This is a genomic window from Syntrophaceae bacterium, from assembly GCA_013177825.1.
Classification (GTDB): Bacteria; Desulfobacterota; Syntrophia; order Syntrophales; family PHBD01; genus PHBD01.
Window position 1 is genome coordinate 384957 of sequence record JABLXX010000001.1, and the last position, 25415, is coordinate 410371.

Consider the following 25415-nt stretch of genomic DNA (forward strand, 5'->3'; position numbering starts at 1 on the left):
GGTCGTTACGTCATCAACAAATCCGTCATGCCGGCGATAGGCCGTCAATCCGGCTTCCCGGAGGGAACGTCTCGAATGGCGGTATGGGAGGAGCTATGGAAAGCGCGAAGAAGACCAGGGAAGAACTGCTGCAGGAAGTGACGGCGCTGCGGAAGAAAGTGCAGAATCTCGAGCGGGACGGCCAGGCCGTCCAGGCCTGGGAAACACGCTACCGGGAGCTGGCGGAGTGCCTGCCGCAGATCGTCTTCGAGCTGGACAAGAAGGGCCGGTTCACCTTCTTCAATCGCCATATCACCACGTTCCTCGGCTATGATCAGGAAGATTTCAGCAAGGGGCTGACCGCCTGGGATGCCGTGATCCCCGAAGACCGGGAGCGAATGAAACGGGAAATCGACCTGGTGCTCAAGGGAAAATCCAAGGCCAAGGGCACCGAGACGGCCCTCGTCAGAAAAGACGGGACCTCCTTTCCCGTTACCCTTTTTGCTTCCCCTATCGTTTCGGCCGGGGGAATCACCGGGCTCCGTGGTGTGGGCGTCGACATCTCCCACCAGAAGAAGGCGGAGATCCAGCTCCGGGAGAGCGAGGAGCGCTATCGCTCCATCGTGGAGCACACCCATGACGGGATCTGTGTCATCGACGAGAACGCCCGGATTGTTTACGGGAACGACGAACTGTCCCGCATGACGGGCTACAGCCGGGAGGAGAACCTCGGAAAGGAATTCATTGATTTTATCGTACCGGAAGACCGCGCCCTCGCCATGGAACGCTATTCCAGGCGCCGGCGCGGAGAGAACGTGGTCAACCAGTACGAGGCAAGGCTCGTCTGCAAGGACGGCCGGCAGATCATCGTGGAGGCGAAGATCTCCGTCCTGAAAGATTCGGGAGGGAAGCAGCGCTCCGTCGTCAAGCTTCTGGACATTACGGACCGGAAAAAAGTGGAGGACAACCTTCGCCAGTCGGAGAACCTGTACCGCACGATCTTTGAAAACACGGGAACCGTCATGATGATTGCCGACGAGGACCGAAACATCATCCTGCTGAATGGTGAATTCGAGAGGGTCGCGGGCATCAAGCGGGAAGATGTCGTCGGGAAGATCCGGGGCGACGACCTGATCGAGAGCGCCGACCTGGAGCGCCTGATCGATCTCCAGCGCGAGCTTCTGGCGGATCCGGCCAAAGGGCCCTTTCACACGGAATTCGCCCTGAAGGACAGGACAGGCAGGATGCGGGACGTTTTTCTCGTCATTTCCGCCATTCCCGAAACCCGGCTCGTCGTCTGCTCCATTCTGGACATTACCGAGCGAAAGCAGGCGGTCAACGCGCTCCTGGAGAGGGAGAAAGCACTGCAGGACACGACCATGCGCCTGGAAGAGGTCAACGAGGCCCTGCGGGTCCTCCTGAAGCACAAACAGGAAAGCCAGGGAGAGGTGGAATCGAAGGTGCTCGCCAACGTCCGGGAACTGGTGCTTCCCTATGTAAAGAAGCTGCAGATCACGTCCCTGGACGGGCCGCAAAAGGCGTATGTGGACATCATCGAGACGAACCTGGAAGACATCATGTCGCCCTTCCTCCGGACCCTGACCTCTCAATACCTGAATTTTACCCCGAAGGAAATCCAGGTGGCGAATTATATCCGCAGCGGAAAAACAACCAAGGAAATCGCCAGAATCATGAGTGTCTCCCGGAGCGCCATCGACCTTCATCGGAACCATATCCGGGCAAAGCTGGGCCTGAACAAGAAGAAGGCCAACCTGCGCACCCATCTCGCCAGCTTGGCGTGACGGGGAACGGTCCCGGACGGACCGGTTTCCCGCGCATCATCGGGAATGCCTGCCGCCCGGGGCCGCTTCCCGCTCTGTTCCGCAGGTGTCCGATTGGAGGAATTCCGGCCGCATGTTCAAGAAACGGATTCCGGACAAGCCCCGGAGCTATGCCATTGCCGTGGAAGGGACACCCGGGGAGGCCTGCACCCTTTTCCTGTCGGGGCGGCTCGCGCTGGAAAACCTGGAGCCGCTTCTCGCGGGTGCGGAGACGTTTCTGGAGACCCACCGGCCGTCGTCCATTCGGGTGGACCTATCCAAAGTCGGTTATATGGACAGTGCCGGAGCCCTCTTCATCGGAAGGCTCCGGACGCTCGCCGCGGCCCGCTCCGCTCCACTGGAGCTTTCCGGTTTGGGGGAGGACGCCCGGCGGATCCTGTCCCTCGTGGAGGGCAAGTCCGCCCCTGCCGTGGCGGCGAAAGTGGAAAGGCCGGAGGGGTTCTTTCCGAAGGTTGCGGAGACGGCCGAGTCCCTGCTTTTGGGTTTCGCGGCTCTCATGACGTTTGTCGGGGAGGTCGTCCTGGCCCTGATCCACTCCCTGCTCCATCCCCGCACGGTGCGCTGGAACGCCGTCCTGTTCTTCATGAGACGGGCCGGCGTGGAGGGCCTGCCCGTGGTCGGGCTCATCAGCCTGCTTCTCGGCCTGATCATGGCCTTCATGGCGTCCCTTCAGCTGCGCCAGTTCGGTGCCAACATTTACGTGGCATCCCTGGTGTCGATTGCCATCGTGCGCGAGCTGGGGCCGATCATGACGGCCATTCTCGTGGCCGGCCGCTCCGGTTCGGCCTTCGCGGCGGAAATCGGCACCATGATGGTCAACGAGGAAGTGGATGCCCTGACGACCATGGGATTCGATCCGATCAAGTTCCTGGTGATCCCGAAGGTGATCGCCGCCCTCGTGGTCGTTCCCGTTCTGACCCTCTATGCGGACCTGCTGGGGGTGCTGGGCGGGATGATCGTCGGCGTGACGGGACTCGACATCACGGTCAACGCCTACATGACCCAGACGCTCAAGAGCATCCGGATCTTCGACATGAACGCCAGCATGTTCAAAGCCATGTGTTTTGCACTCCTGATTTCGGGCATCGTCTGCTACCGGGGCTTTCAGGTCCGGGGAGGGGCGGAGGCGGTCGGAGCGGCGGCGACGTCCGCCGTCGTGTCGGCCATTTTCCTGATTATCGTGGCGGATTCGGCCTTCGCGATCATGCTTCACTACATCAATCCGTAGGGGATGTGGAGACGGTTGACATGAACGATCCATCCACGGTACCCGTGAACGGGACCGAACCCGTCATCGAGGTCGAGGACCTGAAGGCCGCCTACGGGGATCACGTCGTCCTGGAGAACATCCGTTTCCGGGTGCAGGCCGGAGAGATCTTCGTCATCGTCGGGGGGAGCGGCTGCGGGAAATCGACCCTGCTGAAATACCTCATCGGACTTTATCAACCCGCGGCCGGCCGGGTCCGGGTCAACGGCGTAGACATTGCCCGAGCCGACGAGCGTACCATGAAGGAATTCAAGCGGCAGATCGGCGTTCTCTTCCAGTCGAGCGCCCTCATCGGCTCCATGACCCTGGCGGAGAACGTCGCCCTGCCGCTCCAGGAGCATACGGAACTGCCGCCGTCACTCATCGACGAGGTCGTGCGGATGAAGCTCTCCATGGTGAATCTGTCGGGTTACGAAGACTATCTGCCGGCGGAGCTGTCGGGGGGCATGAGAAAGCGGGCGGGCCTGGCCCGGGCCATGGCGCTGGACCCGACGATCCTGTTTTTCGACGAGATGTCAGCCGGCCTGGATCCCGTCACGGCGGTGGAACTGGACATGATGGTCAAAAGCATCAACGAAGGCATGGGAACGACCATGGTGGTCGTCACCCACGAGTTGGAATCGATCTTCAACATCGCGTCCCGGGCAATCATGCTCGACAAGGCCACCCGCGGAATCATCGCGGAGGGGCGCCCCCGGGATCTGCAGAAGGATAGATCCGACCCGCGGGTTTACAATTTCTTCAATCGCCTGAGCGGTTCTTCATAGGGAGGCAATCCATTCATGGCCAGAAGCAAGACTCCCAAGTTCCTGATCGGTCTGTTCATCACCCTGGGCGTGTCCATCGGCGTCGCCACGGTCATCTGGATCGGGGCGTCCAAGATCCTCCAGAAGGGGGATCTTTACGTGACGTATTTCGACGAGTCGGTCCAGGGGCTTTCGCCGGACTCCATGGTGAAGTACCGCGGCGTCGATGTCGGGCGGATCGACGACATCAACGTGGCCCCCGACCGGCGCCTCATCGAAGTGGTCATGAAGGTGGACCTGAAGCCCGCGGACGCAAAGGACACCGTGGCCCAGCTTAAATCCGCGGGGCTTACGGGCATTGTTTTCGTGGATCTCGATCGGGTGCCCGAGGGTGAACGGGTCGATACGCCGCGGATCAACTTCACGCCTCCCTATCCCCTCATCCCTTCCCAGGCCTCGGCGCAGAAACTGATCATGTCCGGCCTGGAGATGACCATCGCCAAAGTCAAGGAGATCGACCTGGCGGGCATCTCGAACGAGCTGAAGAGAGTGGAGCGGTCCATCAGCGAATTCTTCAGCGGATCCACGACCCACCGCATTCTCGAGAACCTGGAATCCACGTCGGCGCACATGAATCACACGCTGGACAAGGTGGACCAGCTCGTTGCCGAGGGTCACCTGGAGGGGGTTCTGGATGACGCGAAAACGTTGTTTCAGGAGACCAAGGACGCCATTGTGGAGGCGCGCGGCATGATTGAAGACGTGCGGGGAGAGCTCAAGGCGATGAAACTTGCGGAAACGGCCCGGCGGACCGAGGGCATGGTGACAGACCTGGACCGCAAGACCCGGCAGATCACGACGGACCTGACCCTGGCCGGAGAAAACATCCGTCAGGCCTCGGAAAACCTCGATGCTCTGCTCCAAAGGCTGGAAGCCAATCCGTCGGAGCTGCTCTTCGGGGAGCCGCCTCCGCCCCGGCGATACCGGTGAGGGAGGGATCGGAAGATGATGAACAGGATCAAGATGAGGCCGGGTGCCGGGAAGCCGGGAAAGGTTCGCGGAAAATGGACGGTCGCCCTGGCGGTCCTGCTCGCGGCGGGGCTCGTGGCGGGCTGCACCGGAGCGAAACCGGCCCTCCTGGTGGATCACTATTCACTCGAGTACGCCCCGCCGGCCTTCGAGGGGATGGCGCCCCTGGAGGAGGTCCTCAAGCTGGACCGTTTTTCAACCACGGAGGCCCTTCGGAGTCCTCTGATGATTTCCCGGCTGGAGCCCTACGTTTATTACGCGGATCCCTACCACCGCTGGCGGGTCAATCCCGCCGACCTGGCTACGGATTTCCTGGTCCGGGACCTTCGCAACGCGGGACTTTTCAAGGCCGTCTTCACCTGGCGGGATCCCGTGGATGCGAGATTTGAGATCAGAGGCGCCGTGGAGGAGTTTTCCGAGACCGGCGGCGCCGAGGGACGCCGGTCGCTCCTGGTGCTCCGGGTCACGCTGATGGACATGAGCAGGAGCGACATCCAGAACCGGGTCGTGTACCAGAAGAAGTACGAGGCGTCCCTTCCCGTGGAAGGCAGAGGCGCCGGAAGCCTGGCGGCCTCGATGAGCCGCTCCATGGCCCTCCTGTCCCGGCAGATCATCTCGGATGCCTATGTGGCGGTCCGAAAGAGTGCCGGAACCGGGATGCCTACGGATAAAATGCCCGCTGGCGAATGATACTGTTTCTTGTCATTTACTTCCTCGTTTACGGGGGAGTCCACGTCTATATTTTCCTGAAGCTGGTGCGGGCCTTCGCGCTGCCGGCGCCGGGGCAGTGGGTGCTCGGCGCTTTCCTGGCCGCCATGGTTCTGATTCCAATCGCGGTTCACTTTCTCGAAAGGATCGGGCAGGAAAGGGCGGCATGCCTCGCGGCATGGAGCGGCTATCTCTGGATGGGGGCGCTCTTCTTTGCCTTCTGCCTGTTTCTGACCATCGATGTCTGGAACGGGGCGGTACGGATTGGAGCGGCCGCAACGGGTGCGGATGGATCGGCCTGGAGGATCGGGGCCCGCCCTGCCGCCCTGCTGGCCCTGGGAGGGGCTGTTCTGCTCTCCGGCTACAGTGCCTGGGAGGCGACCCGTTTCCGGACCGAGCGGATCACGCTCGCCAGTGCCAGGATTTCCACTCCGGTCCGGATCGTCCAGATCTCGGATGTCCACGTCGGATTCATCATCGACACGGATTGCATCGGCCGCATCGTCGCGGCCGTCGAGGCGGAGCGGCCGGATCTCGTGGTGTCCACGGGTGACCTGGTGGACGGACAGATCGACAGCCTGGCGGGTCCCATGCAGCGGCTCCGGGATCTCAAGCCCCGCCTGGGCAAGTATGCCGTCACGGGAAACCATGAATATTACGCGGGCCTCGAACAGGCCCTGGCCTTTACGGAGGGGGCCGGTTTCACGGTCCTCCGGGGGGAGGGACGGGCCGCAGGAGGGGTCCTGAATCTGGCCGGCGTGGACGATGCAACGGGAATCCAGGCCGGTCTCGCACCGGCGGTCGACGAGCGGGCAATCCTGTCCGGTCTCGACAACCGGCTTTTCACCATCCTGCTCCGGCATCGCCCGGATGTGCGGTCCGAGACGGCCGGCCTGTTCGATCTGCAGTTATCGGGGCACACTCACAAGGGGCAGATCTTCCCCTTCAGCCTGCTTGTTAGAATGGTTTTTCCCCATCTCGCAGGGGACTACCGGCTGACCGGCGGAGGCCTTCTCCATGTGAGCCGGGGAACCGGGACCTGGGGTCCTCCCATGCGCTTTCTGGCCCCTCCGGAAATCACGGTCATCGATCTCGTGCCCCAGTCCGGGCAGGGAGGAACGCAGTGAACGAGCGTCCCGACCCGGCGGCGATCCAGAGCGTTTTCGGGGACATCCCGGGCCATCGCGCCATCGCCGGAATCATCCGCAGCCACTCGACAAACAGCCGGGACGTGCGGCACTATGCGCTGGAGGGGCTCGACCTGTCGAAATGCGGCGATATCCTCGAATTGGGGTGCGCTTTCGGCCCTTTCACCGAGACCCTGCAAGGCCGTGTTTCGCCGGCCGGCGTCGTCGTGGGTGTGGACATCGTGGAGGCCTACGATGAACCGTTCCTGGATGCCTGCCGCCGGGCGGGTCTCCGTGGACGGTTTCTCGCGGAGGGGGTCCCGGTGGTACGAAGCTTCCCTGAGGCGTCCTTCGATCTGGTCCTGTGTTCCTTCGCCCTGTACTTCTTCCCCGAGGTCATCCCCGAGGTGGCCCGGATCCTGCGGCCGGGCGGCCTGTTTGTCGTGATCACCCACGACCGGAACAATATGGGAGAACTGGCGGACCTGATTCGGGAGATCCTGGCGCGGGAGGGAGATCTCCCGGAAGGGCGGCTTCCCGTGGAGGCGATCGTCGCCCGGTTTTCCGCTGAAAACGGCGAGGCCCTCCTGGCCCCCTGGTTCGGGCGGATCGATGCGCTGGACTACCGGAACACCCTGGTTTTCCCTTCGTCGGACATCCCACAGATTCTCCGGTACATCCGTTTCAAGAGTCCCTTTCTCCTGACCGGGACGTCCCGCACCGTTCCCGATCTGATCCTCCTGCTGGAGCGGGAACTTCACCAGTGGATCCGGAACGCCGGGAGCATCCGCCTGTCCAAGAACGACCGGATCTTCCGCTGCCGCCTGCCGCAGCCCCGAAAGGACGGAGCATGAACAAGCCGCGAAGGCATTACTGCCATGTCTGCGGGGGAGGAATCGTCCGCGAGAAGGACGACGAGGGAAACGACAGGGATTTCTGCCGTCCCTGCGGCCGTTTTTTCTATGAGAACCCGCTTCCCGTCGTCTCGGCCATTGTAACGATGGACCGCTGGATCCTCTTTGTCCGGAGGGGAAAGCGTCCCTACCGGGGAATGTGGTGTCTTCCCACGGGATTCGCCGAATCGGGGGAGAGCATCGAGGAAGCGGTCCTCCGGGAGCTGGAGGAAGAAGCGGGGATCAAAGGGAGAATCGCGGGGCTGATCGACGTGGATTCCTATCGGAGCCGCTTTTACGGGGATCTTCTGTTCCTGACGTTCGAGGTGGAGCAGACGGGCGGCATCCTGCGGCCCGGCAGCGATACGACGGCGGTACGCTACTATCATCCGGGCGAACTGCCGCGGATCGCCTTCCCTTCGAACCGCAAGGCCATCAGAGCCTTTGTCCGGAGCAAGGCGGACTACTGGGCCATCGTCGATTCCTTCCGCCAGTCCGTCGGGGAGGAGCCGGTGGAGGGCCGCAGGAACCTGCTTTCCGACCGGCTCGTCGAGGTCATCGAAGAGAACGCCGAGTCGATCGCCCGCATCTGGATGAAGGAGGCCCTGACCAGCCGGTCCACTGCGGGGTATCATCTCTTCGGCCGGGAACGGCTTTTCGGAGACGTTCTCAATATCCTGTCCCGGTTCAGCGCCTGGCTGGGAGGAGCCCGCGGAGACACCGATGTGAAAGATTTCTTCTCGGCCCTGGGACGGCAGAGCAGGGGGGAGGGCGTGCCGCTCAGCCACGTCCTGAGCGCCCTCAGCCTCGTAAAGAAACACCTCTGGGAATTCGCCCTGTCGCGGGGGATGTGGCAGAAGACGCTGGATATCTACATGGCCCTGGAGCTGGACAGGCGGATCGTGATCTTCTTCGACCGCGCCGTGTTTTATGCGACGCAAGGGTACGAGGCGGGAGAGGACTAGTAGTCCCCGCTCTCGTGCCGTCGCCGCTCCTCTTCCAGCTCCTTTTCCTTACGCTCCGCCATGCAGGCGGCGCACCAGCGGGTGTACCCGCACCGGCCCTTGCAGTTCCAGAAGTCGTCTTCCGGTTCCGGGGCGGCGGCGGGTTCGGGAGGAGCCACTGGTTTGTCCGGATCGGGTGTATCCATAAGATGTCGCATCCCCTTCGGGCGGTTCTCCTTGGCGCACGGGCTCGCCCCGTGACGCGGCCTTCCCGGCGGATCCTCAGCCTTCCCGGTACAGCGCCTCAATGGCGTCCATGTGCTTCTTAAGGACCACCCGGCGCTTGAGCTTCATCGTCTGGGTGAGCATCCCGTTCTCCAGCGTGAAGTTTTCCGCCAGCAGAAGGAATTTTTTCGGGATCTCGTACCCTCCGTATTTACCCTTCAGGGCGCCGGTGATTTCGGCGGCGATGAAGGCCTTTGCCTCGGCACTCTCCGTGAGGCTTTTCCCGTCCGCCGGCAGCCCTTTCTGTTCCGCCCAGCGCTGCAGGGCCGGCAATTCCGGCACCACGAGGCAAACGTTGTAGGGCCGGTTTTCGCCGTAGATGACGCAGTTGGCCACCCAGGGCACCAGGCAGATGTCCTCCTCCAGGGCCGCGGGGAAGACGAATTTTCCGTTTTCCAGTTTGTACTGCTCCTTGATGCGCCCGGTGATGTAGAGGAAGCCGTCCTTGTCCAGGCGTCCGCGGTCGCCCGTCCGCAGTCCCCCGTCGGGCATCAGCACCTCCCGGGTGGCATCGGGCTTGTTGTGGTAGCCCTTCATGATGTTGGGCCCGTAGGCGATGATCTCGCCGTCCGTGGCCCCCGGCTCTACCACAGAGGAGTCGATGACGACCTTCACTTTGTTCACGGGCTGGCCCACGCTCCCGAAGCGGAAGGCGTAGGAGGCGTTCATGGTGATCGCCGGGGAGGTCTCCGTCATGCCGTAGCAGTCGTAGACGGGGATGCCGATGTCGTAGAAGAAGAAGGCGATTTCGACGTTCATGGCGGCGCTGGCGGTCATGGAGCCCTTCAGGCGGCCGCCCATCTTCTCGCGGATCTTGGAGAAGACGATCCTGTCGGCGATGGCGAACTTCAGGTTCGTCAGGAAGTCGGACTTGCCCTGCGCCGCCAGTTCGCGCTTTTTCTTCGCCGAGGACACACCCATGTCGAAAAGGGTCTTCGCGAGGCCGCCCTCCTCCCGCATCTTCGCCGTGATGCCGTCGTAGATGCGGTTGAAAACACGGGGAACCGCAACGAGCCAGGTCGGCTTCACCGTGGCAATGTCCTGGGCGATGGTGGCCGGGCTCTCCGCCAGGCCCATGCAGGCCCCCAGGTGGATCATGGCGTAGAGTTCCCCCGTCTGGCCGTAGGAGTGGGCCCAAGGGAGGATGGCCAGCGTCACATCCTTTTCGCCCAACTCGGGATACTTGGCGATGCCCGCCAGGACGTTACTGGTGAAGTTCCCGTGGGTCAGGAGGACCCCTTTCGGGTCCCCCGTCGTTCCGGAGGTGTAGATCAGGACGGCCACGTCTTCCGGTTTGGGCCGGACGGACGGAACGGGATTCTTTTCGCCGGCCCGCTCCAGGGCCTCCATGGTCCCCTCGCCTGTGCCCTCGATGAGATAGATGCTCTGCAGGGTCGAGATCTCGTTCGGGAAATTTCTGATCTTCTCGTAGATCTCGGGCTTGGATACGAACAGGACCTTCACCTGGCTGTCGGCGATGATGTACTTCCAGATGTGAATGAGCTCCGCCTCGTACATGGGAATGAAACGCCCTTCCAGGCCGTACGTCGCAAAGGCCGCCACGAACCACTCGACCCGGTTGTTGGCGATGAGCCCGACGGCGTCCCCCTTACCGATGCCGGCTTGGGCGAGGCCTCCCCGCAGGTTTTCCACCCGGCGGGCCACTTCGGCGTAGGTTACCCACTCATAGACCCCGTTTTTGTTTTTGGTCCCGAACATGCGGTTTCCCGCATGCTTCCCGATGCTCTCCTCAAAAAGCTCCACGAGGTTGTCCGGCTTGTCGTACTGATCCATGTCCCTCTCCTTGCATCCGTTATAATTGGTGATTGCGCTTCTCCCCCCGTCGCTCCGCATCACCTGTTCGGCTGTGAAACCGGTTTTTCGGGATCCTCTCCGAGAATACCACCGCCCCGGCTTCCGCCTTTTAACCGTTTCCCGCCGTTTTGACAATAAATTGTTCGTTCGGTAAAGAGCCTGTGATTTCAATCGGATACTGTTTTTGCCGCAGACTCTCCGGCCACGTATCCCGTGGAGAAGGCGGCCTGGAGGTTGTACCCTCCCGTGTCGGCGTCCAGGTCCAGGATCTCGCCGCAGAAGAAAAGTCCCTCCACGAGCCGGGAGGCCATGGTGCGGGGGTCCACTTCCTTAAGCGAGACCCCGCCGGCGGTGACAATGGCGGAGGCCATGGGAAGGGGAGTGCGGATGTTGAAGCGGAATGATTTCAGGAGACCGAGCAGCGCTTCCCGCTCGACGGCGGAGACCTGGTTCGCCCTTTTGTCCGGCTCGATCGCCCATCGCCGGAGAAAGGCCCCGGTTGCCTTCTGCGGCAGGAGTCCTTCCAGGATGCGCGCCGCCGTCCGTTTCCCGTGGCTGTCCAGGTCGCGCTGAAGGCGGTCCCGGAGCTGCTCCCGGGTCAGGGCGGGCTTGAAGTCGATGGAAACGGAGACGGGCCCCCGTTTCAGGGCGTCCACGACGGCCAGGCTCATGAGAAGGGTAACGGGTCCGCCGATCCCGAAGTGGGTCAGCATCATCTCTCCCATGCGGCTCTCGATGACCCGCCCGGCGGGCCTTTTCCCCGGGATGCCCCGCCCGACGTCCCGGACCGGATCCCGGTCTTCCCGGATTTCTTCGGACCGGCAGGCGTAAGCGGTGAGGCGGACGTTCCGGAGACTCACCCCCTGCATAGACCGGGCGATGTCGAGTTCCTCCACGACGAGGGGTACCAGGGAGGGGCGGAGCGGGACGATGGTGTGGCCGGTGGACTCGGCCAGGGAATACCCGTCGCCGGTGGATCCCGTGGCGGGCCAGGTGGACCCGCCGGTCGCCAGGATGACGGCCCGGGCGGGGATGAATCCTTCCGCCGTTTCGACCCCGGCCATGCGGCCTTCCCGAACGTTGAGCCCAACGACGCGCGTGCGAATCCGGACCGGCGCGCCTCCCGCGATCAGGTAACGCCGGAATGCCTCCAGCACGTCGGCGGCCTGATCGGAGGCGGGAAAGATTCTTCCCCCCCGCTCCACTTTCGTTGTGAGGCCGTGGCGCTGCAGGAGCTCCAGCAGCTCTTCCCGGAAGAAGCGCCGGAAGACGCCGTGGAGAAAGGAGCCATTCGGCCCGAACATGGCGAGAAAGTCCCCCAGATCCTTCGTGTTTGACAGGTTGCAGCGGCCCTTGCCGGTGACCTGGATCTTTCTTCCCGGCCGGTCCGTCTTTTCCAGGAGCAGAACCGGGACTCCGCATTCGGCCGCCCGGCCCGCCGCCATCATGCCGGCCGCCCCGGCTCCGACAACGACGACCCGGCGGTCTTCCGGAGGGAGTTCCTGTTCCTTTTGCCTTTTCATGATCACCCGGCCTTTCTCCACGCCTACCTATCATTCCCGACAGGTCCGGTCAACGATGCCGCCGGTGAGCTATCTACTTGAAACTCTTTGCAAGAACTTTTCTTGTACTCATGATAGAAAGGTTATATACACCGCTCAACGAAAAACCGAAAGGAACCGGCCCATGCCGCAGAATCTGCGAGAAGCACTGAAAACGATTGAAGAATATAAGCAAACGAATCCCCATTACGAGGAGCTTCTGGACATCCTCGGAGACATCCTCATCCTCCGGGAAAAGCATCTCCAGCAACTGGAAGAGGGTACCTTTTCCCTGGACGAACGGCTTGTCGAATCCAAGATCGAGGGAGGATTCCCCCTGGTGGACGTGATCGGTGGCTCCTATGATCTTTCCCGGCCCAAGGAGTATTTCCTCGAGCTCCTCGAGATCGCCGAGCGGCGGGTTCCAGGAGAGACAGGAGACGTGGCCCGGAAGATCCGGGACGGCGAGATCGATTTCGAGGAGCTGATTCGCCGCTCCTTTGCTTCGGCCATGGATGAGGATGACGATGACGAAGGAAGCGAGGACGAGGCCGACCAGGAGACCTTCGACCTGATCGACCTGTTCCTGGAGGAAAGCCTCCGTCCCGCCCTGTCCCGACTGGTCGCCCGTTACGGGAGCCGGATCGCCGCCGCCGACTGGTCCGAGGGCTATTGCCCCATCTGCGGCAAGGAGCCCAAGATCGGAGAGATCCGGCAGGAGGAGGGATTTCGCTACCTTTTCTGCAGCCAGTGCGGATACGATTGGAATTACCGCCGTATCAAGTGCCCCTTCTGCGGCAACGAGGAGCATGACAGTCTTGCCTACTTCACTGTCGAGGGAGAGGAGCGGTACCGGGTCGACGTCTGCAACGTCTGCAAGCGCTACATCAAGATGGTGGATTTCCGGGAACTGAAAAGGGAAGCCAACCTGGACGTGGAGGATATTGCGACGCTGCATCTCGATATACTGGCCAACGAAGAGGGCTACGAGTAGCGACCCTGGAAAATGCACGGATGCTGCGTTGCGCATCGTCTCTCGTCAGTGCGGCGTACCAAGGGGTACGCCTCCCTCCTCGCGACTCGCGCGCCTTGCCTGCGTGCATTTTGCAGGGTCGCCCCGGGTGAGGAGTAGCGGCCTTGGAAATTGGCCGGATGCTTCGTTGTGTCGGATCCCTCGTCGGTGCAGCGTACCGAGGGGTACGCCTCCCTCCTCGCGACTCGCGCGCCTTGCCTGCGTGCATTTTGCAGGGTCGCCCCGGGTGAAGAGTAGCGGCCTTGGAAATTGGCCGGATGCTTCGTTGCACTTCATCCCTCTTGGGGGATACGCTTCTCACGCCGAAAAGAAGAAAAGGGGGCAGATTTGAAATCTGCCCCCTTTTCTGGAGATAGAGGTCTCCCGTGAACGATCGGGCCATTACGAAAATCCTCAACATTCTCGAGAAGCACCTGCCCGAATGGGACATGCCCATCGTGTCGGCCCTGGCCGACGATCGGGCCGATCCCTTCCTGCTGTTGATCTCCACCCTCCTCAGCCTCCGCACGAAGGACGAAGTGACCGCCGAGGCCTCCGAACGCCTTTTCCGCCTGGCCAATACGCCCGCGACGATGCTTGCCATTCCCGAAGAAACCATTGCCCGGACCGTCTTTCCGGTCGGGTTTTACCGGACGAAGGCCCGGACGATCCATTCCGTCTGCCGCGACCTGATCGACCGCTTCGGGGGGCGGGTCCCCGATACCATGGAGGACCTCCTCGGCCTCAAGGGCGTGGGCCGGAAGACCGCCAACCTGGTGCTGTCTCTGGGATACGGGAAAGACGGCATCTGCGTGGACACCCACGTCCACCGGATCTCGAACCGGTTCGGATATGTGCGGACGAAGACGCCGGAAGAGACGGAGCAGGCGCTCCGGGCGAAGCTCCCCGTCCGCTGGTGGATCCGCTACAACACGCTGATGGTCGCCTTCGGCAGGACCGTCTGCAAGCCCGTCTCGCCTCTCTGCAGCCAGTGTCCCGTCGGTCCCTTCTGCGATCGGATCGGCGTATCGAGAAGCCGCTGACGGCCGGAAGGCCGGTGCGGCAACAACTCCCGGAGAAAAGATGAAAGAGCGGCGGTTGGCATGAGCTTCTGGATCGGCCTGGTTTCCGGGGCCTTCGGCGGCATGGTGGGGATGGGAGGCGGCGTCCTGATGATCCCGCTGATGGGCCGCTTCCTGAAACTGCCCCAGCACGTCTGCCACGGGACCAGCCTCGTGGCGGTCGTCTTCACCGGAATCGCCGGGGCGATCACCTACGCCTTTTTCGGCCACGTGGACTGGACGGCGGCCATGCTCCTGGCGGCGGGGGCGTTCTGGCCCGTCCGCGCGGGAGCCCGGCTGTGCACGACGATGCCGGAGCGGAATCTCCGGCAGGCCTTCGGGTATTTCCTGATCTTCGCTTCTCTGCTCCTTCTTGCCAGGCCCTGGCTTTTCACCCTGACGGCGGCTACGGCGAGGGACTGGATGTGGGTCGCCGTTCTCCTTGCCGGGGGCGCCGTCACGGGTTTCCTGTCGGGGCTGATGGGCGTGGGCGGCGGGCCGATCATGATCGCCTTCATGGTTCTCCTGGCCGGCTTCGAGCAGCAGCCGGCCCAGGGCAGCTCGCTTCTCGCCATGGTTCCGGTCAGCGCCATGGGAACCTGGGCCCACTGGCGCCTCGGAAGCATCGAGAAAACCGTTCTCCCGGGACTCATACCGGGGATCCTGGCCGGGACGGTGGCAGGCGGGGTGGTGGCCGCCTTTCTGCCGGAGCACATCCTCCGAATGGTCTTTGCCACCGTCCTCATCGTGACAGGGATCCAATACTGCCGGAAATCCGCTCCCGCCTGCCCGGAAGATTGACGAATCGGCTGCAGGATATACCTGTAAAATTCACTAACTGACCGGTTACAAAAAGAGGGGGCGCGGCTGTTCCAGGACTGGCGAGGGTTTTGAAAATTTAATTGACAGGTTCTCCGGATTTGAGATACCAAATCGCCTGTTTTCAAAGGGGGGGTGGGCCGCACCCCTGACGGGATCAGCGGCGAAGGCATCCACGAGAGGATAATCCACGAGGGAGAAAGAGCACATGTTGGAAATTCGATGGCATGGAAGGGGGGGCCAGGGAGCGGTGACGTCCGTGGAGCTCCTGGCCATGGCGGCAATCGACGAAGGCAAGTTCGCCCAGGGCTTCCCGAGCTTCGGCCCCGAACGACGAGGGGCGCCGGTGGAGGCGTTCAACCGGGTGGACACAAAGCAGATCAAAATCCGATCCCGCATTTACAATCCAGATGTATCGGTGGTTCTCGACGAGAGCCAGGTCGGTCCGGCCGTTGTAGCCGGTTTGAAGCCGAGCGGGACCCTGATCGTAAATACGGCGAAAAAGGCCGGCGAGGTACGGGACCTCCTGAAGAAAAAGAATGCCGACTTTGCCGGAAAGATCGCCACGGTGGATGCCACGGGGATCGCCTGGCACGAGCTGGGAGTACCCATCACGAACACCACCATGCTGGGAGCGCTCCTGAAGGTGACGAACGTCGTCAAGCTGGATGCCCTCAAGGAACCGGTGGAGCACCGGTTCGGCCGGATCGCCCAGAAGAATCTGAAGGCCCTCCGGCGCGCCTATGATGAGGTCAAGCTCAGCTGATCCGTTGACGAAAGAAACAAAGCCCGCTTCCCCGGGAAGCGCGACGAGAGAGGTTGCTATCATGAAGAAGTGGCCGGAAACATGGAAAGAATATAACACGGGCGGCATTATCTTTGACGTGGGCAATGCCCGGTCCTTCAAGACAGGACCGTGGCGCTCCCTTCGACCCGTGTGGGACAACAGTAAGTGTATCAAATGCGGGGTCTGCTATCTCTTCTGTCCCGAAGGATGTGTCCAGGAGGGACCCGACGGCTTTTTTGCAGCCGACCTGGATTACTGCAAGGGCTGCGGCATCTGCGCCCACGAATGCTGGCCGTCCGCCATCAGCATGATCGAGGAGGGTCACGAGTCATGACGAAACCCGTTGGAATGGAAGTGGCGGTCGCCGCAGCGGAAGCGGTCGCTCTCTGCAATATCGACGTGGCCGCCTGTTATCCCATCACCCCGAACACGCACATCGCCGAGCACCTGGCCGACATCATCGCGGACGGGAGGATCGATGCGGAGTACATCACCGTCGAGTCGGAGCACTCGGCCCTGAGCGCCGTCATGGGCGCCTCCGGAACGGGAGCCCGGACCTTCACGGCCACCAGTTCCCAGGGCCTGATGTACATGCACGAGATCCTGCCCATCACCCCGGCCATGCGGCTGCCCGTCGTCATGGGCCTCGGCAACCGGGCCGTATCCGGTCCCATCAACATCTGGAACGACCACAGCGACATCATGCTCCAGCGCGATTCCGGATGGATGTCCATCTTCGCCGACAACGGCCAGGAAGCGGTGGACATGTTCATCCAGGCCTTCAAGATCGCCGAGCACCCCGATGTACTGATGCCCATCAACGTCAACATGGACGGTTTCCAGCTCACCCACGTGGTGGAGCCCATCGTCTTCCCCACCCAGGCGCAGGTCAACAAGTTCCTGCCGCCCTACAAGCCCTTCGCCTCCCTGCACCCGGACCATCCGGTGTCCATGGGGACCCTGGGACTTCCCGAGATCTACACGGAGGCCGTGAAGGCCCGGGACGTGGTCCTGGTGAACGCGAAGAAGGTCATCCTCGAGGTGTGGAAGGAGTGGGAGAAGATGTTCGGCCGGAAGTACGAGCCGGTCGCATCCTACAAGACCGCCGGTGCGGAGATCCTGCTCCTGACCATGGGCTCCATGGGCGAGACGGCGGAGATGGCCGTCGATGCCCTGCGCAAGAAGGGCGTGAAGGTCGGGCTCCTGAAGCTGAAGCTCTGGCGGCCCTTCCCCTACGACGAGATCCGCAAGGCCGTCCGGGGGGCGAAGACGCTGGTCGTAACCGACCGGGCCGTGTCCTACGGCGGTCCCGGCGGCCCCGTCTGCTCGGAGATCCGCGCCGCCCTGTACGATCAGCCGAACCGGCCTGAGATCGTCAACTACATCATCGGCCTCGGCGGAAGGGACGTCCGCGTGGAGGACTTCATGAAGATGGTCGAGGGAGCCCCCAAGGCCAAGAAGTCCGGCGATGACTACCAAATCTACGGTGTGAGGGAGTAAGATGAGCACCTTGACGGTTACACCCAATTACGCGACGGGAGTGGTTTCGAACTTCGACCTGTTCGCCGGGAAACTGGTGGACCGGGAAGAATATTTCAGCTGCGGCCACCGGGCCTGTCAGGGCTGCGGCGAGGCCCTGGCGATCCGCCTGATGTGCAAGGCCCTCGGGAAGGAAACGGTCATCGCCAACGCCACGGGCTGCATGGAGGTCATCTCAACCCTCTATCCCACCACGGCGTGGAAGCTTCCCTGGATTCACGTGGCCTTCCCCAACGCGGCGGCGGTCGGCTCCGGCGTTGAAGCCGGGCTGAAAGTCATGCGCCGGAAGGGACGGATTCCCGACCGCTACGTGAAAACGGTCGCCATCGGCGGCGACGGCGGGACCGTGGACATCGGTCTCCAGGCCCTCTCGGGCGCCATGGAGCGGGGCCACGACATGCTGTACGTCTGCTTCGACAACGAGGCCTACATGAATACGGGCATCCAGCGCTCCAGCGCGACGCCCTTCGGCGCCTCCACGACGACGGCCCCGGCGGGAGCGGCCAGCCCGGGAAACCGGACATGGAAGAAAAACGTGCCCGAGATCATGGTGGCCCACAATGTTCCCTACGTGGCCACGGCCTGCCACAGTTACCCCATCGACTTCATGAACAAGGTCAAGAAGGCCCGGGCCGTCAAAGGCCCCGCCTACATCCACTGCCTCGCCGTATGCCCCACGGGCTGGCGGGCCGAATCGAAGGACTGCATCAAGCTGGGACGCCTGGCGGTGGAAACGGGAATCTTCCCCCTCTACGAAGTGGAGAACGGGAAGTACCGCCTGACCGTGGAAAAGCCGGAAAAGCTCCGGCCCGTCACGGATTACATGAAGATGCAGGGGCGGTTCCGCCACTTGGGCAAGGAAGAGATCGGCTATTTCCAGGAGCGGGTGAACCTGGAGTTCGCCAAGCTCATGAACAAGGTGGAGTGCATCCAGTCCTGGGACGAACTGAAAGGGTAGGAATCGCAGCTTCCTGCCCCGGACGGGGCGAGGGAAGTCAATCATTTCAAAGGTGGCATACATGAAACCGGTTGCATTCAGCAGTTGGAACGGCAAGATCATTGACGGCCGCAAGGGTCAGCCCAAAGGGAAGGCCGGAGCGGCGGACATCGGTTGTCCCGTCCCGAAGGAAGGCCAGAAAATGTCGGCCCTCCTGGGATGGAACGGCCTGGTGGTACTGGACAAGGACGCGGACATTCCCTCCCTGACCCTGGCCTACCTGAAGGAAGCCCGGAAGCTGTCCTGCGGAGAGTGCTCCGTCTGCATGATCGGCATCGACCGGGTGACGGACCTCCTGAAGGACATGGCGGCCGGCAAGGCCGACAAGGGAGCCCTCGGGGAGATCGAGGAGATCGCAAAGGGCGTAGCCAAGAACGGCAAATGCAATTTCGGCCGGGCTACCGCCCTGACGCCGGTACTCGACGCGATCAAACACTATAAGAACGATTTCCTGGCCCTCGCCAAGGGCGGGAAGCTGGAAGAAAAAGCCTGCTCGGTCGCCGTAACGGCTCCCTGCATGCAGGCCTGTCCGGCCACGCTGGACATCCCCGGCTACATCGAGCTGATCCGGAACGGCCGCTTCGCCGACTCCCTCAACCTGATCCGGGAGCGGTGCATCCTGCCCGGGGTCATCGGCCGGGCCTGCACGCATCCCTGCGAGAGCGCCTGCGTCCGGAACGACATCGACGAGCCCCTGGCCATCCGGCTTCTGAAGCGGAGCGCCGCGGATGCGGATCTCCAGTCCGGCGGCTGCGGCCTCGCGGCCCCGAAAGAAGAGAAGAAGCAGAAGGTGGCCGTGGTGGGATCGGGACCCGCGGGCCTGGCGGCGGCTTACCGCCTGCGCGCCCTGGGCTACCCGGTGACGGTGTTCGAGGCCCTGCCCAAGGCCGGCGGCATGGCGGCGGTGGGCATCCCCGATTACCGCCTCCCCAAGGATATCCTCAATCACGAGATCGATCTCATCCGCCGCACCGGGGTGGACGTCCGGCTGAACAGCCCGGTCAGCCCCCTCGACTGGGCGGACCTGCAGAAGAAAGGCTACGGCGCCCTCTACCTGGCCGTCGGCGCCCACGTGGGCACGAAGGTCGGCTGCGGCGGGGAAGACGTAAAGGACGGCGGCTTCATCCAGGGCGCCGAGTTCCTCCGGAACCTGAGCCTGGGCGCAAAAGTAACGCCCCTGAAGAAGGTCGTCATCATCGGCGGCGGCAACGTCGCCCTCGACTGCGCCCGGAGCTGCATCCGCTTCGGATTCAAGGACGTGGAGATCCTCTACCGGCGCTCCCGCAAGGAGATGCCCGCCAGCGCGACGGAGATCGAGGAGGCCATGGAGGAAGGTGTGAAGTTCACCTACCTGGTCGCCCCGGCGAACATCGTCCGGCAGGGCGGCAAGGTAACGGGCGTCGAGTGCCTCAAGATGAAGCTGGGCGAGCCCGACGCGAGCGGCCGGCGGCGCCCGATCCCGGTGAAGGGGTCCGAGTTCGTCGTCAAGACGGACCTGATCATCGCCGCCACGGGCCAGAAGCCCGACACGGCGTTCCTGTCCGGGAAGAGCAAGGTCGGCCTGACCGACTGGGGCACCATCAAGGTAGACGAGGCCACGCTCCAGACGAACGTCCCGGGGGTCTTCTCCGGCGGCGACTGCGTCAGCGGCCCGGCGACCCTGATCGAGGCGCTGGACGCCGGCAACAAGGCGGCCAGGAGCATCGACGCATACCTGGCGGGAAAGGCCGTCGCCCCCGAGCTGTCGCTCAAGGGTCTCGACACGAAGGCCCAGCGGGACAGCGGCTTCACGGCGAAAGCCGGCGCCGCCAAGGCGGCCCTTCTGAACCCGAAGGAGCGCACCGCGGTCTTTGCCGAGGTGGAGGCGGGCCTGTCGGCCGCCGACGCCATGAAGGAAGCGGCGCGCTGCCTGCGCTGCTATCGGCTGATGGTGTGGGAATAACTGGTTCCTTCCCCCTTCGGGCGGGACGGACTTGCTGGAATTCACGAGAATAGAGGTTAGCAAATGGTTGCGATTACGATTGACGGGCGCAAGACAGACGCCAAGGAGAACTCGACGGTTCTTGAGAATGTCCGGAGCCAGGGAATCATCCTGCCCACCCTCTGCCACCACGAGGAAGTGAGCGCCTTCGGGTCATGCCGTCTCTGCACGGTGGAGATCAAGGCCAACGGAAAGTGGCAGCTTGCCACCGCCTGCAATACGCCGGTAGCGAAGGGCCTGGAGGTCCGGACCAACTCGGAGCAGGCCATCGAGGCGCGCGCCTTGGCGGCCCGGCTTCTTTACTCGAAATATCCGAAGACGAAGGCCGTTCGGGACATCGCCCGCCAGGTGGGTGTGGACGTTGCCGACGAAAAGGCCGACGCGAAAGACTGCGTTCTCTGCGGACTTTGTGTCCGGGCCTGCCGGGAAGTGGTGGGCGCCTGCGCGCTGACTTTCGCGGACCGCGGTCTGGGCCGCGACCTGGACGAGCCGAAGATCGACTTCACCACCGACGCCTGCATCGGCTGCGGATCCTGCGCCTTCATCTGCCCCACCGGCTATGTGCGCATGGAGACCACCGGAGACCGCCGGATGATCTGGGACAAGGTCTTCAAGATGGCCACCTGCAAAGTCTGCGGCCGCTACTTTGCACCGGAAGACCAGTTGGCCTTCATCAGCAAGCAGACCGGCGTGCCGATGAGCGCGCTCATGACCTGCGTCAGCTGCCGGTAAACCAAGCGGGAACAGGTATTTCTCCCGATACCGAATCGTCTCTTGACAAGGGACCGCTTTTTTCCTAAAAAGCGGTTCCGTTTTTTTACACCGACGCATTCCCCAGTAGCTCAGTCGGTAGAGCAGATGGCTGTTAACCATCGGGTCTGTGGTTCGAGTCCGCACTGGGGAGCCAATAAAGAAGAGGGGTTAGCCAAGGTCAGGTTAACCCCTTTTTCTCTTTCCAGTCCTTTATCCCTCGATTGTCCCACTTCTATTTGGCTATCACTGCTGCTGGTTCTGAACCCACCCCTTCACCTCTTCAAAGAATTCCTTCCGGAAATCCTCGGGACCGAGGATCGAGATATGGGGAATCCATGAGCGGAGAATGCTCCGGATCGCCTCGTAGCGGCCCACCCGGTAGGTGACGACGAGGGAGCCGTCGGGCCGTTCCTCCCGGATCTCCTGGCTGGGATACATCTTTCGCCGCCGGAAGTAATCGCTGACATCGGCATCCACCTTAACCGTCACTTCCAGGTGCGGGTCCCTGGCGAACCAGATGTTAGAGCTGCTCCGGAGCACATCGTCAATATCCGAAGGTGCCCCGGGGAAGCAGGCCTTCGTGAGCCGGAAATCGGAGATCTTGTCCAGGGCATAGCGTTTCATGACCCCCGATTCGTTGTCCTTTCCCACGAGGTACCAGAAGCCGCCGAACCAGGCCACCCGGTAGGGATCGAGGGTGACCGGGTGGGGTGACGCGGCATTGTACTGGAACCCCACCTTCTTCTTTTCCCGGATGGCCCGGACGGCCCGGTTCAGGAGACGGTTGTCCAGGACCACCGGGTCGTCGATCTTCACGAAGACCGGCATGGTGGTGACGCAGTCCCAGAGCCGGTCGAGGACTCCGTCGGCTGCCTTCTGGAAGGGGTCGCCCAGTTGCCCCACCAGGTTCTTCAGGGCCACCACCAGCGCCAGCTCCGTGTCATCGAAGACCTCCAGGTTCTTCACCAGGTCCTTGTTCATCTCGTAGAGCCCCTTCCGGACCTCGTGGAGGGGAAACCCCGATTCCTTCAGGAGCAGGACGTCCCGTTGGATCGTGCGCGGGGTGGTCTTGAGCTGCTTGCTCAGCGAACTCGTGTGGATCCGGTCGTGCTCCATGAAGAGCCGAAGAATCCGCCCCAGTCGGATCAGCCTCGTCTCGGAACCCTTCTGTGTTCCCATCGCCGCCTCCCGGAAAGAATATGCGACACACCCTCGTCGTCTGACCGTGGAATTATCAGCAGCCTGTAGGTATGGTCAAACACAAAAACGAGGGACACTTCCCCAATAAATAGAAGGGGGAGGTTGTTCTCCTATTTCTATTCAAAGGAGGCACCATGGAAACGATCATTGCGCAAAGGCTGAAAGACCTCCGCCTGGGAGAACCACAGTCGCACAGGAACGTCACGATCATTCCCGTCATGGGTCCCGAAAGCGGCCCGGACTACCTCACCCTGAAGGAGGCCATGGACACCGGGTCCCTTGTCGTCGTGGAGGTCAGCGAAGGCGGTGCCGTCCCGGAATTGAAGGTCGTCAACAAGGGTGTGAAGCCCGTTCTCCTCCTGGATGGCGAGGAGCTATCGGGGGCCAAGCAGAACCGTGTCCTCAACACGACGATCCTCATCAGAATCAACTCGGAGACCATCATCCCCGTGAGCTGCACCGAGCATGGCCGCTGGTCCTACCGGACCGCCGCCTTCGAGGACTCGGGCATCATGATGTCCTCTCACCTCCGGCGGGTGAAGAACGAGTCGGTGGCCCGCTCCCTGAAAGAGCGCCAGCACTTCCGGTCGGATCAGCATGCCGTCTGGGACGGCATCGAAGAGCAGGCCAAGCGGGCCGGCGTCCGCTCCTCCACCGGCGCCATGAAGGACATTCACGAGTCCCGCACGGAGGACCTTGACTCCTTCCTTGCCCACTTTGCCCTGGTAGAAGGCCAGCAGGGCCTCATCGTCCTGGTGAACGGACAGGTGGCGGGGATGGACCTGGTCTCTATGCCAAAGGCATACGGTGTCCTGCACACAAAGCTTCTCAAGAGCTACGTCATGGACGCCCTCCTGCACCCGACATCCAACGGGAACGGTGCAAAGGCCGCCCCCGAAACCGCCCGTGCCTTCCTGGGAGAGATCTGCCTTACCAGGGAGGAAAGGTTTGTCTCCGTCGGCTGCGGCTGGGACTACCGCTACGAGAGCCCCGGAATCGTCGGATCCGCCCTGGTCCACGAGAAGGCAGTGATCCACCTGGCCTTCTTCCGGACCGTCGGCAGTGCGAGCAAAACCGGTCCCATGGCCACGGCCTCCCACCGGAGACAGTACCGAACAATAAGACAGTGATTTGTCCGCAAGGATTGCCATATCGCTATGACTGTGCTATCGAACACACCGAAGTTGCTATTGGAACGCTACGATGTCCTGAAACGGAAGGTAGTCTCCCGACAGGAACCATTCCAACGGTTCCTGCAGTTCCTGGAGCGGGAGACCACTTGGCTTATGTCGCCGGCGAGCACCCGTTATCACTTGGCTGTGGAACGGGGTCTCCTGGCGCACAGTGTCGGCGTGGCGGACACACTGCTTCACATCTCCAGGTTCCTTGCGCCGGCTATACCGGAAGAGAGCTGCGTCATTACCGGGCTATTCCACGATGTGGGCAAGCTCGGATCGACGGGCCGGCCGCTCTACATTCCCAACGAGAACGAGTGGCAGGTCAAAAACAGGGGAATTTGCTATCGGGTCAACCCGGAGGTTACGGCCATGGGCCTCGCTGTCCGCAGCCTTTACCTGGTAGCCCGGTTCATCCCCCTTTCAGATGAGGAAGCCCAAGCCATCGCTTACCACGACGGCCAATACATCGAGGAGAACCGCGTCGTTGCGCACAAGGAGGCACCTCTTACCTTGCTCCTTCACTGGGCGGACTACTGGACCGCCCATATTTATGAGGAAGGCCGTCATCCTCTGATTTCAGAACCGGAGGTATCATAAGAATTGAAAATCATCGGGTATGGCGAGGACGGACTGACACTCTGGGCGCTCCAGTGGAAACTGGGCCATATTCTTAACCAGTTGAAAGACCAGTCTGATCTGCAAGAGTGTCAGGTTTTCTACCGACCGAGCTTTGGCAGACGAGGCGGTCCCGGCAGTTCACAGTTTGGAGAATTTGATTTTCTTCTTTTAAGCAGAGATCATCTTTATCTGGGTGAGAGCAAGTGGAAGCAATCGTCTGAGGATATAACAGAAGGAGTCATTACCCTGCGAGGAGAGCAGGCGGTCAGAAACCTGGTATTCAGAGCCTATGTGGAGGAATGGTTTGACAAAGGAGACTGGGCAGGTGTTCCGTCGAGATTGAGAATGCTATCCCCTTCGATTGATAAGAAGATTCCCTCTCCAAAAAGTCTGCTTGCCGGAAACCTGAAGTCAATTCTAACGATGATCAAAACACATTTTGGCAACAAAAAGCCAATAATCCGGGACGTGCTTCTTTATTTTTTCCATTCGAAAGAGATGCAAAAGAGGCCGATTCCAAACAAGGTCCAAGTTCTCAAAGGGAATAGAATCGACTTCACAGTTATGGCCCTCGATTATTCAGGGGCCGTAATCGAGGACACGCATTACTTTAAACTGTGAATAATATTAGATAGGTGCACGCTGTTTCAGGGGGCGCACATTCCTTATGTATATCGGTATGACGTTGACTACATGACCAAACCTTTGAATGTTCCTTTTCCAAGGTCCTACTGGGTGGCCCCCGACACATTCCTTGCCGGCTTCTACCCCGGGGACCGGAACCGCCGAGCCATGGAGCAGAGACTAAGTGCTCTCCTGGAATGCGGCATCCGGCACATTGTGAACCTGATGGAGGAGGACGAGACGGATCACGACGGAAAACCATTCAGATCTTACGAGACCCTCGTCCAAGGTATCGCGGACCAGTTCGGTTTTCAGGTAGCCTGTGAGCGGACCCCGATCCGGGATCTCGGCATTCCTGCCAGAGAAACGATGGTGAAGATTCTTGATGGGATCGACAGTGCAATTGCTGCGGATCGTCCCGTTTACGTTCACTGCTGGGGTGGCCGCGGCCGGACAGGCACCGTCGTGGGATGCTGGCTTGTCCGGCATGGCATTGCTAACGGCACTATAGCCCTCAACCATATCCACGAACTCCGGCGATTTGAAGCGACGGCTCATTCACCGTCGCCGGAAACGCAGCCGCAGAGGCAGATGGTTCTGACTTGGAAGCGGGGCGAATAGGAGCCGATCACAGTGAACAAGATAAATGCTTTTGTGGTTATCTGGCAGGG

At 61.8% G+C, this 25415-nt stretch carries 25 protein-coding genes and 1 tRNA gene; 22 read left to right on the forward strand and 4 right to left on the reverse strand.

Going from position 1 to position 25415, the window contains the following annotated elements; all coding sequences use genetic code 11:
- Positions 1-95 precede the first annotated feature (95 nt).
- From HPY65_01760 to HPY65_01795, 8 genes are all read left to right on the forward strand, one after another.
- Entirely contained in the window at positions 96-1781 is a 1686-nt protein-coding gene (locus HPY65_01760) for a PAS domain S-box protein (GenBank protein NPU83185.1), read from the forward strand.
- Between the two features lie 112 nt (positions 1782-1893).
- A complete protein-coding gene (locus HPY65_01765; protein ID NPU83186.1) occupies positions 1894-3048 on the forward strand; it encodes an STAS domain-containing protein in 1155 nt (384 codons plus the stop codon).
- A gap of 20 nt (positions 3049-3068) precedes the next feature.
- Positions 3069-3854 (forward strand): ATP-binding cassette domain-containing protein, encoded by a 786-nt coding sequence (locus HPY65_01770; protein NPU83187.1) that lies wholly within the window; start codon positions 3069-3071, stop codon positions 3852-3854.
- A 15-nt stretch (positions 3855-3869) separates the two neighbouring features.
- Complete coding sequence (locus tag HPY65_01775) at positions 3870-4823, forward strand: MCE family protein (GenBank protein NPU83188.1); 954 nt, start codon at positions 3870-3872, stop codon at positions 4821-4823.
- A 15-nt stretch (positions 4824-4838) separates the two neighbouring features.
- A complete protein-coding gene (locus HPY65_01780) occupies positions 4839-5552 on the forward strand; it encodes a hypothetical protein (GenBank protein ID NPU83189.1) in 714 nt (237 codons plus the stop codon).
- Positions 5549-6697, forward strand: coding sequence for a metallophosphoesterase (locus HPY65_01785; GenBank protein ID NPU83190.1), 1149 nt, complete (start codon positions 5549-5551; stop codon positions 6695-6697). The genes HPY65_01780 and HPY65_01785 overlap by 4 nt, the downstream gene beginning before the upstream one ends.
- Positions 6694-7551 carry a methyltransferase domain-containing protein gene (locus tag HPY65_01790; GenBank protein NPU83191.1) on the forward strand — a complete coding sequence of 286 codons (858 nt, stop codon included), beginning with the start codon at positions 6694-6696 and terminating at the stop codon, positions 7549-7551. Before HPY65_01785 ends, HPY65_01790 begins: the two co-directional genes overlap by 4 nt.
- Positions 7548-8555, forward strand: coding sequence for an NUDIX hydrolase (locus HPY65_01795; protein ID NPU83192.1), 1008 nt, complete (start codon positions 7548-7550; stop codon positions 8553-8555). The genes HPY65_01790 and HPY65_01795 overlap by 4 nt, the downstream gene beginning before the upstream one ends.
- On the opposite strand, the gene HPY65_01800 is transcribed toward HPY65_01795, so the two are convergent.
- From HPY65_01800 to HPY65_01810, 3 genes are all read right to left on the reverse strand, one after another.
- A complete protein-coding gene (locus HPY65_01800) occupies positions 8552-8740 on the reverse strand; it encodes a hypothetical protein (protein ID NPU83193.1) in 189 nt (62 codons plus the stop codon). The two genes, HPY65_01795 and HPY65_01800, sit on opposite strands and share 4 nt — an antisense overlap.
- A 76-nt stretch (positions 8741-8816) precedes the next feature.
- Positions 8817-10613, reverse strand: coding sequence for a long-chain fatty acid--CoA ligase (locus HPY65_01805; protein NPU83194.1), 1797 nt, complete (start codon positions 10611-10613; stop codon positions 8817-8819).
- 188 nt (positions 10614-10801) lie between these two features.
- The gene (locus tag HPY65_01810) at positions 10802-12157 is read right to left on the reverse strand and encodes an NAD(P)/FAD-dependent oxidoreductase (protein NPU83195.1); all 1356 of its coding nucleotides are present in this window, start codon (positions 12155-12157) and stop codon (positions 10802-10804) included.
- Between the two features lie 163 nt (positions 12158-12320).
- Between HPY65_01810 and HPY65_01815 the strand changes: the two genes are divergently transcribed.
- From HPY65_01815 to HPY65_01860, 10 genes are all read left to right on the forward strand, one after another.
- Positions 12321-13169 (forward strand): formate dehydrogenase accessory protein FdhE, encoded by an 849-nt coding sequence (locus HPY65_01815; protein ID NPU83196.1) that lies wholly within the window; start codon positions 12321-12323, stop codon positions 13167-13169.
- Positions 13170-13636: 467 nt separating this feature from the next.
- A complete protein-coding gene (locus tag HPY65_01820; protein NPU83197.1) occupies positions 13637-14230 on the forward strand; it encodes an endonuclease III in 594 nt (197 codons plus the stop codon).
- A gap of 60 nt (positions 14231-14290) precedes the next feature.
- Positions 14291-15049, forward strand: a complete 759-nt coding sequence (locus tag HPY65_01825) for a sulfite exporter TauE/SafE family protein (GenBank protein ID NPU83198.1) — start codon at positions 14291-14293, stop codon at positions 15047-15049.
- Positions 15050-15275: 226 nt separating this feature from the next.
- The gene (locus HPY65_01830; GenBank protein ID NPU83199.1) at positions 15276-15833 is read left to right on the forward strand and encodes a pyruvate synthase; all 558 of its coding nucleotides are present in this window, start codon (positions 15276-15278) and stop codon (positions 15831-15833) included.
- 61 nt (positions 15834-15894) lie between these two features.
- Positions 15895-16188 (forward strand): 4Fe-4S binding protein, encoded by a 294-nt coding sequence (locus tag HPY65_01835; protein ID NPU83200.1) that lies wholly within the window; start codon positions 15895-15897, stop codon positions 16186-16188.
- On the forward strand, positions 16185-17354 hold the full coding sequence (gene porA, locus HPY65_01840; GenBank protein NPU83201.1) for a pyruvate ferredoxin oxidoreductase: 1170 nt from the start codon (positions 16185-16187) through the stop codon (positions 17352-17354). Before HPY65_01835 ends, porA begins: the two co-directional genes overlap by 4 nt.
- A 1-nt stretch (position 17355) precedes the next feature.
- Positions 17356-18351, forward strand: coding sequence for a pyruvate synthase subunit beta (locus HPY65_01845; GenBank protein ID NPU83202.1), 996 nt, complete (start codon positions 17356-17358; stop codon positions 18349-18351).
- Positions 18352-18412: 61 nt separating this feature from the next.
- Complete coding sequence (locus HPY65_01850) at positions 18413-20332, forward strand: FAD-dependent oxidoreductase (GenBank protein NPU83203.1); 1920 nt, start codon at positions 18413-18415, stop codon at positions 20330-20332.
- 63 nt (positions 20333-20395) lie between these two features.
- Positions 20396-21103 carry a 2Fe-2S iron-sulfur cluster binding domain-containing protein gene (locus HPY65_01855; protein ID NPU83204.1) on the forward strand — a complete coding sequence of 236 codons (708 nt, stop codon included), beginning with the start codon at positions 20396-20398 and terminating at the stop codon, positions 21101-21103.
- A 99-nt stretch (positions 21104-21202) separates the two neighbouring features.
- Positions 21203-21278, forward strand: a tRNA-Asn gene (locus tag HPY65_01860).
- Between the two features lie 89 nt (positions 21279-21367).
- Here the strand turns inward: HPY65_01860 and HPY65_01865 are convergent.
- The gene (locus HPY65_01865; GenBank protein ID NPU83205.1) at positions 21368-22303 is read right to left on the reverse strand and encodes a transcriptional regulator; all 936 of its coding nucleotides are present in this window, start codon (positions 22301-22303) and stop codon (positions 21368-21370) included.
- A 155-nt stretch (positions 22304-22458) separates the two neighbouring features.
- Here HPY65_01865 and HPY65_01870 point away from each other — a divergent pair, with 155 nt between their 5' ends.
- The 4 genes from HPY65_01870 to HPY65_01885 all read left to right on the forward strand — a co-directional run bounded on the left by HPY65_01870 (position 22459) and on the right by HPY65_01885 (position 25365).
- Entirely contained in the window at positions 22459-23454 is a 996-nt protein-coding gene (locus tag HPY65_01870; protein ID NPU83206.1) for a hypothetical protein, read from the forward strand.
- Between the two features lie 27 nt (positions 23455-23481).
- Complete coding sequence (locus HPY65_01875) at positions 23482-24099, forward strand: phosphohydrolase (protein NPU83207.1); 618 nt, start codon at positions 23482-23484, stop codon at positions 24097-24099.
- A 3-nt stretch (positions 24100-24102) separates the two neighbouring features.
- A complete protein-coding gene (locus HPY65_01880; GenBank protein ID NPU83208.1) occupies positions 24103-24741 on the forward strand; it encodes a hypothetical protein in 639 nt (212 codons plus the stop codon).
- Between the two features lie 72 nt (positions 24742-24813).
- Positions 24814-25365 (forward strand): protein phosphatase, encoded by a 552-nt coding sequence (locus HPY65_01885; protein ID NPU83209.1) that lies wholly within the window; start codon positions 24814-24816, stop codon positions 25363-25365.
- Positions 25366-25415 lie beyond the last annotated feature (50 nt).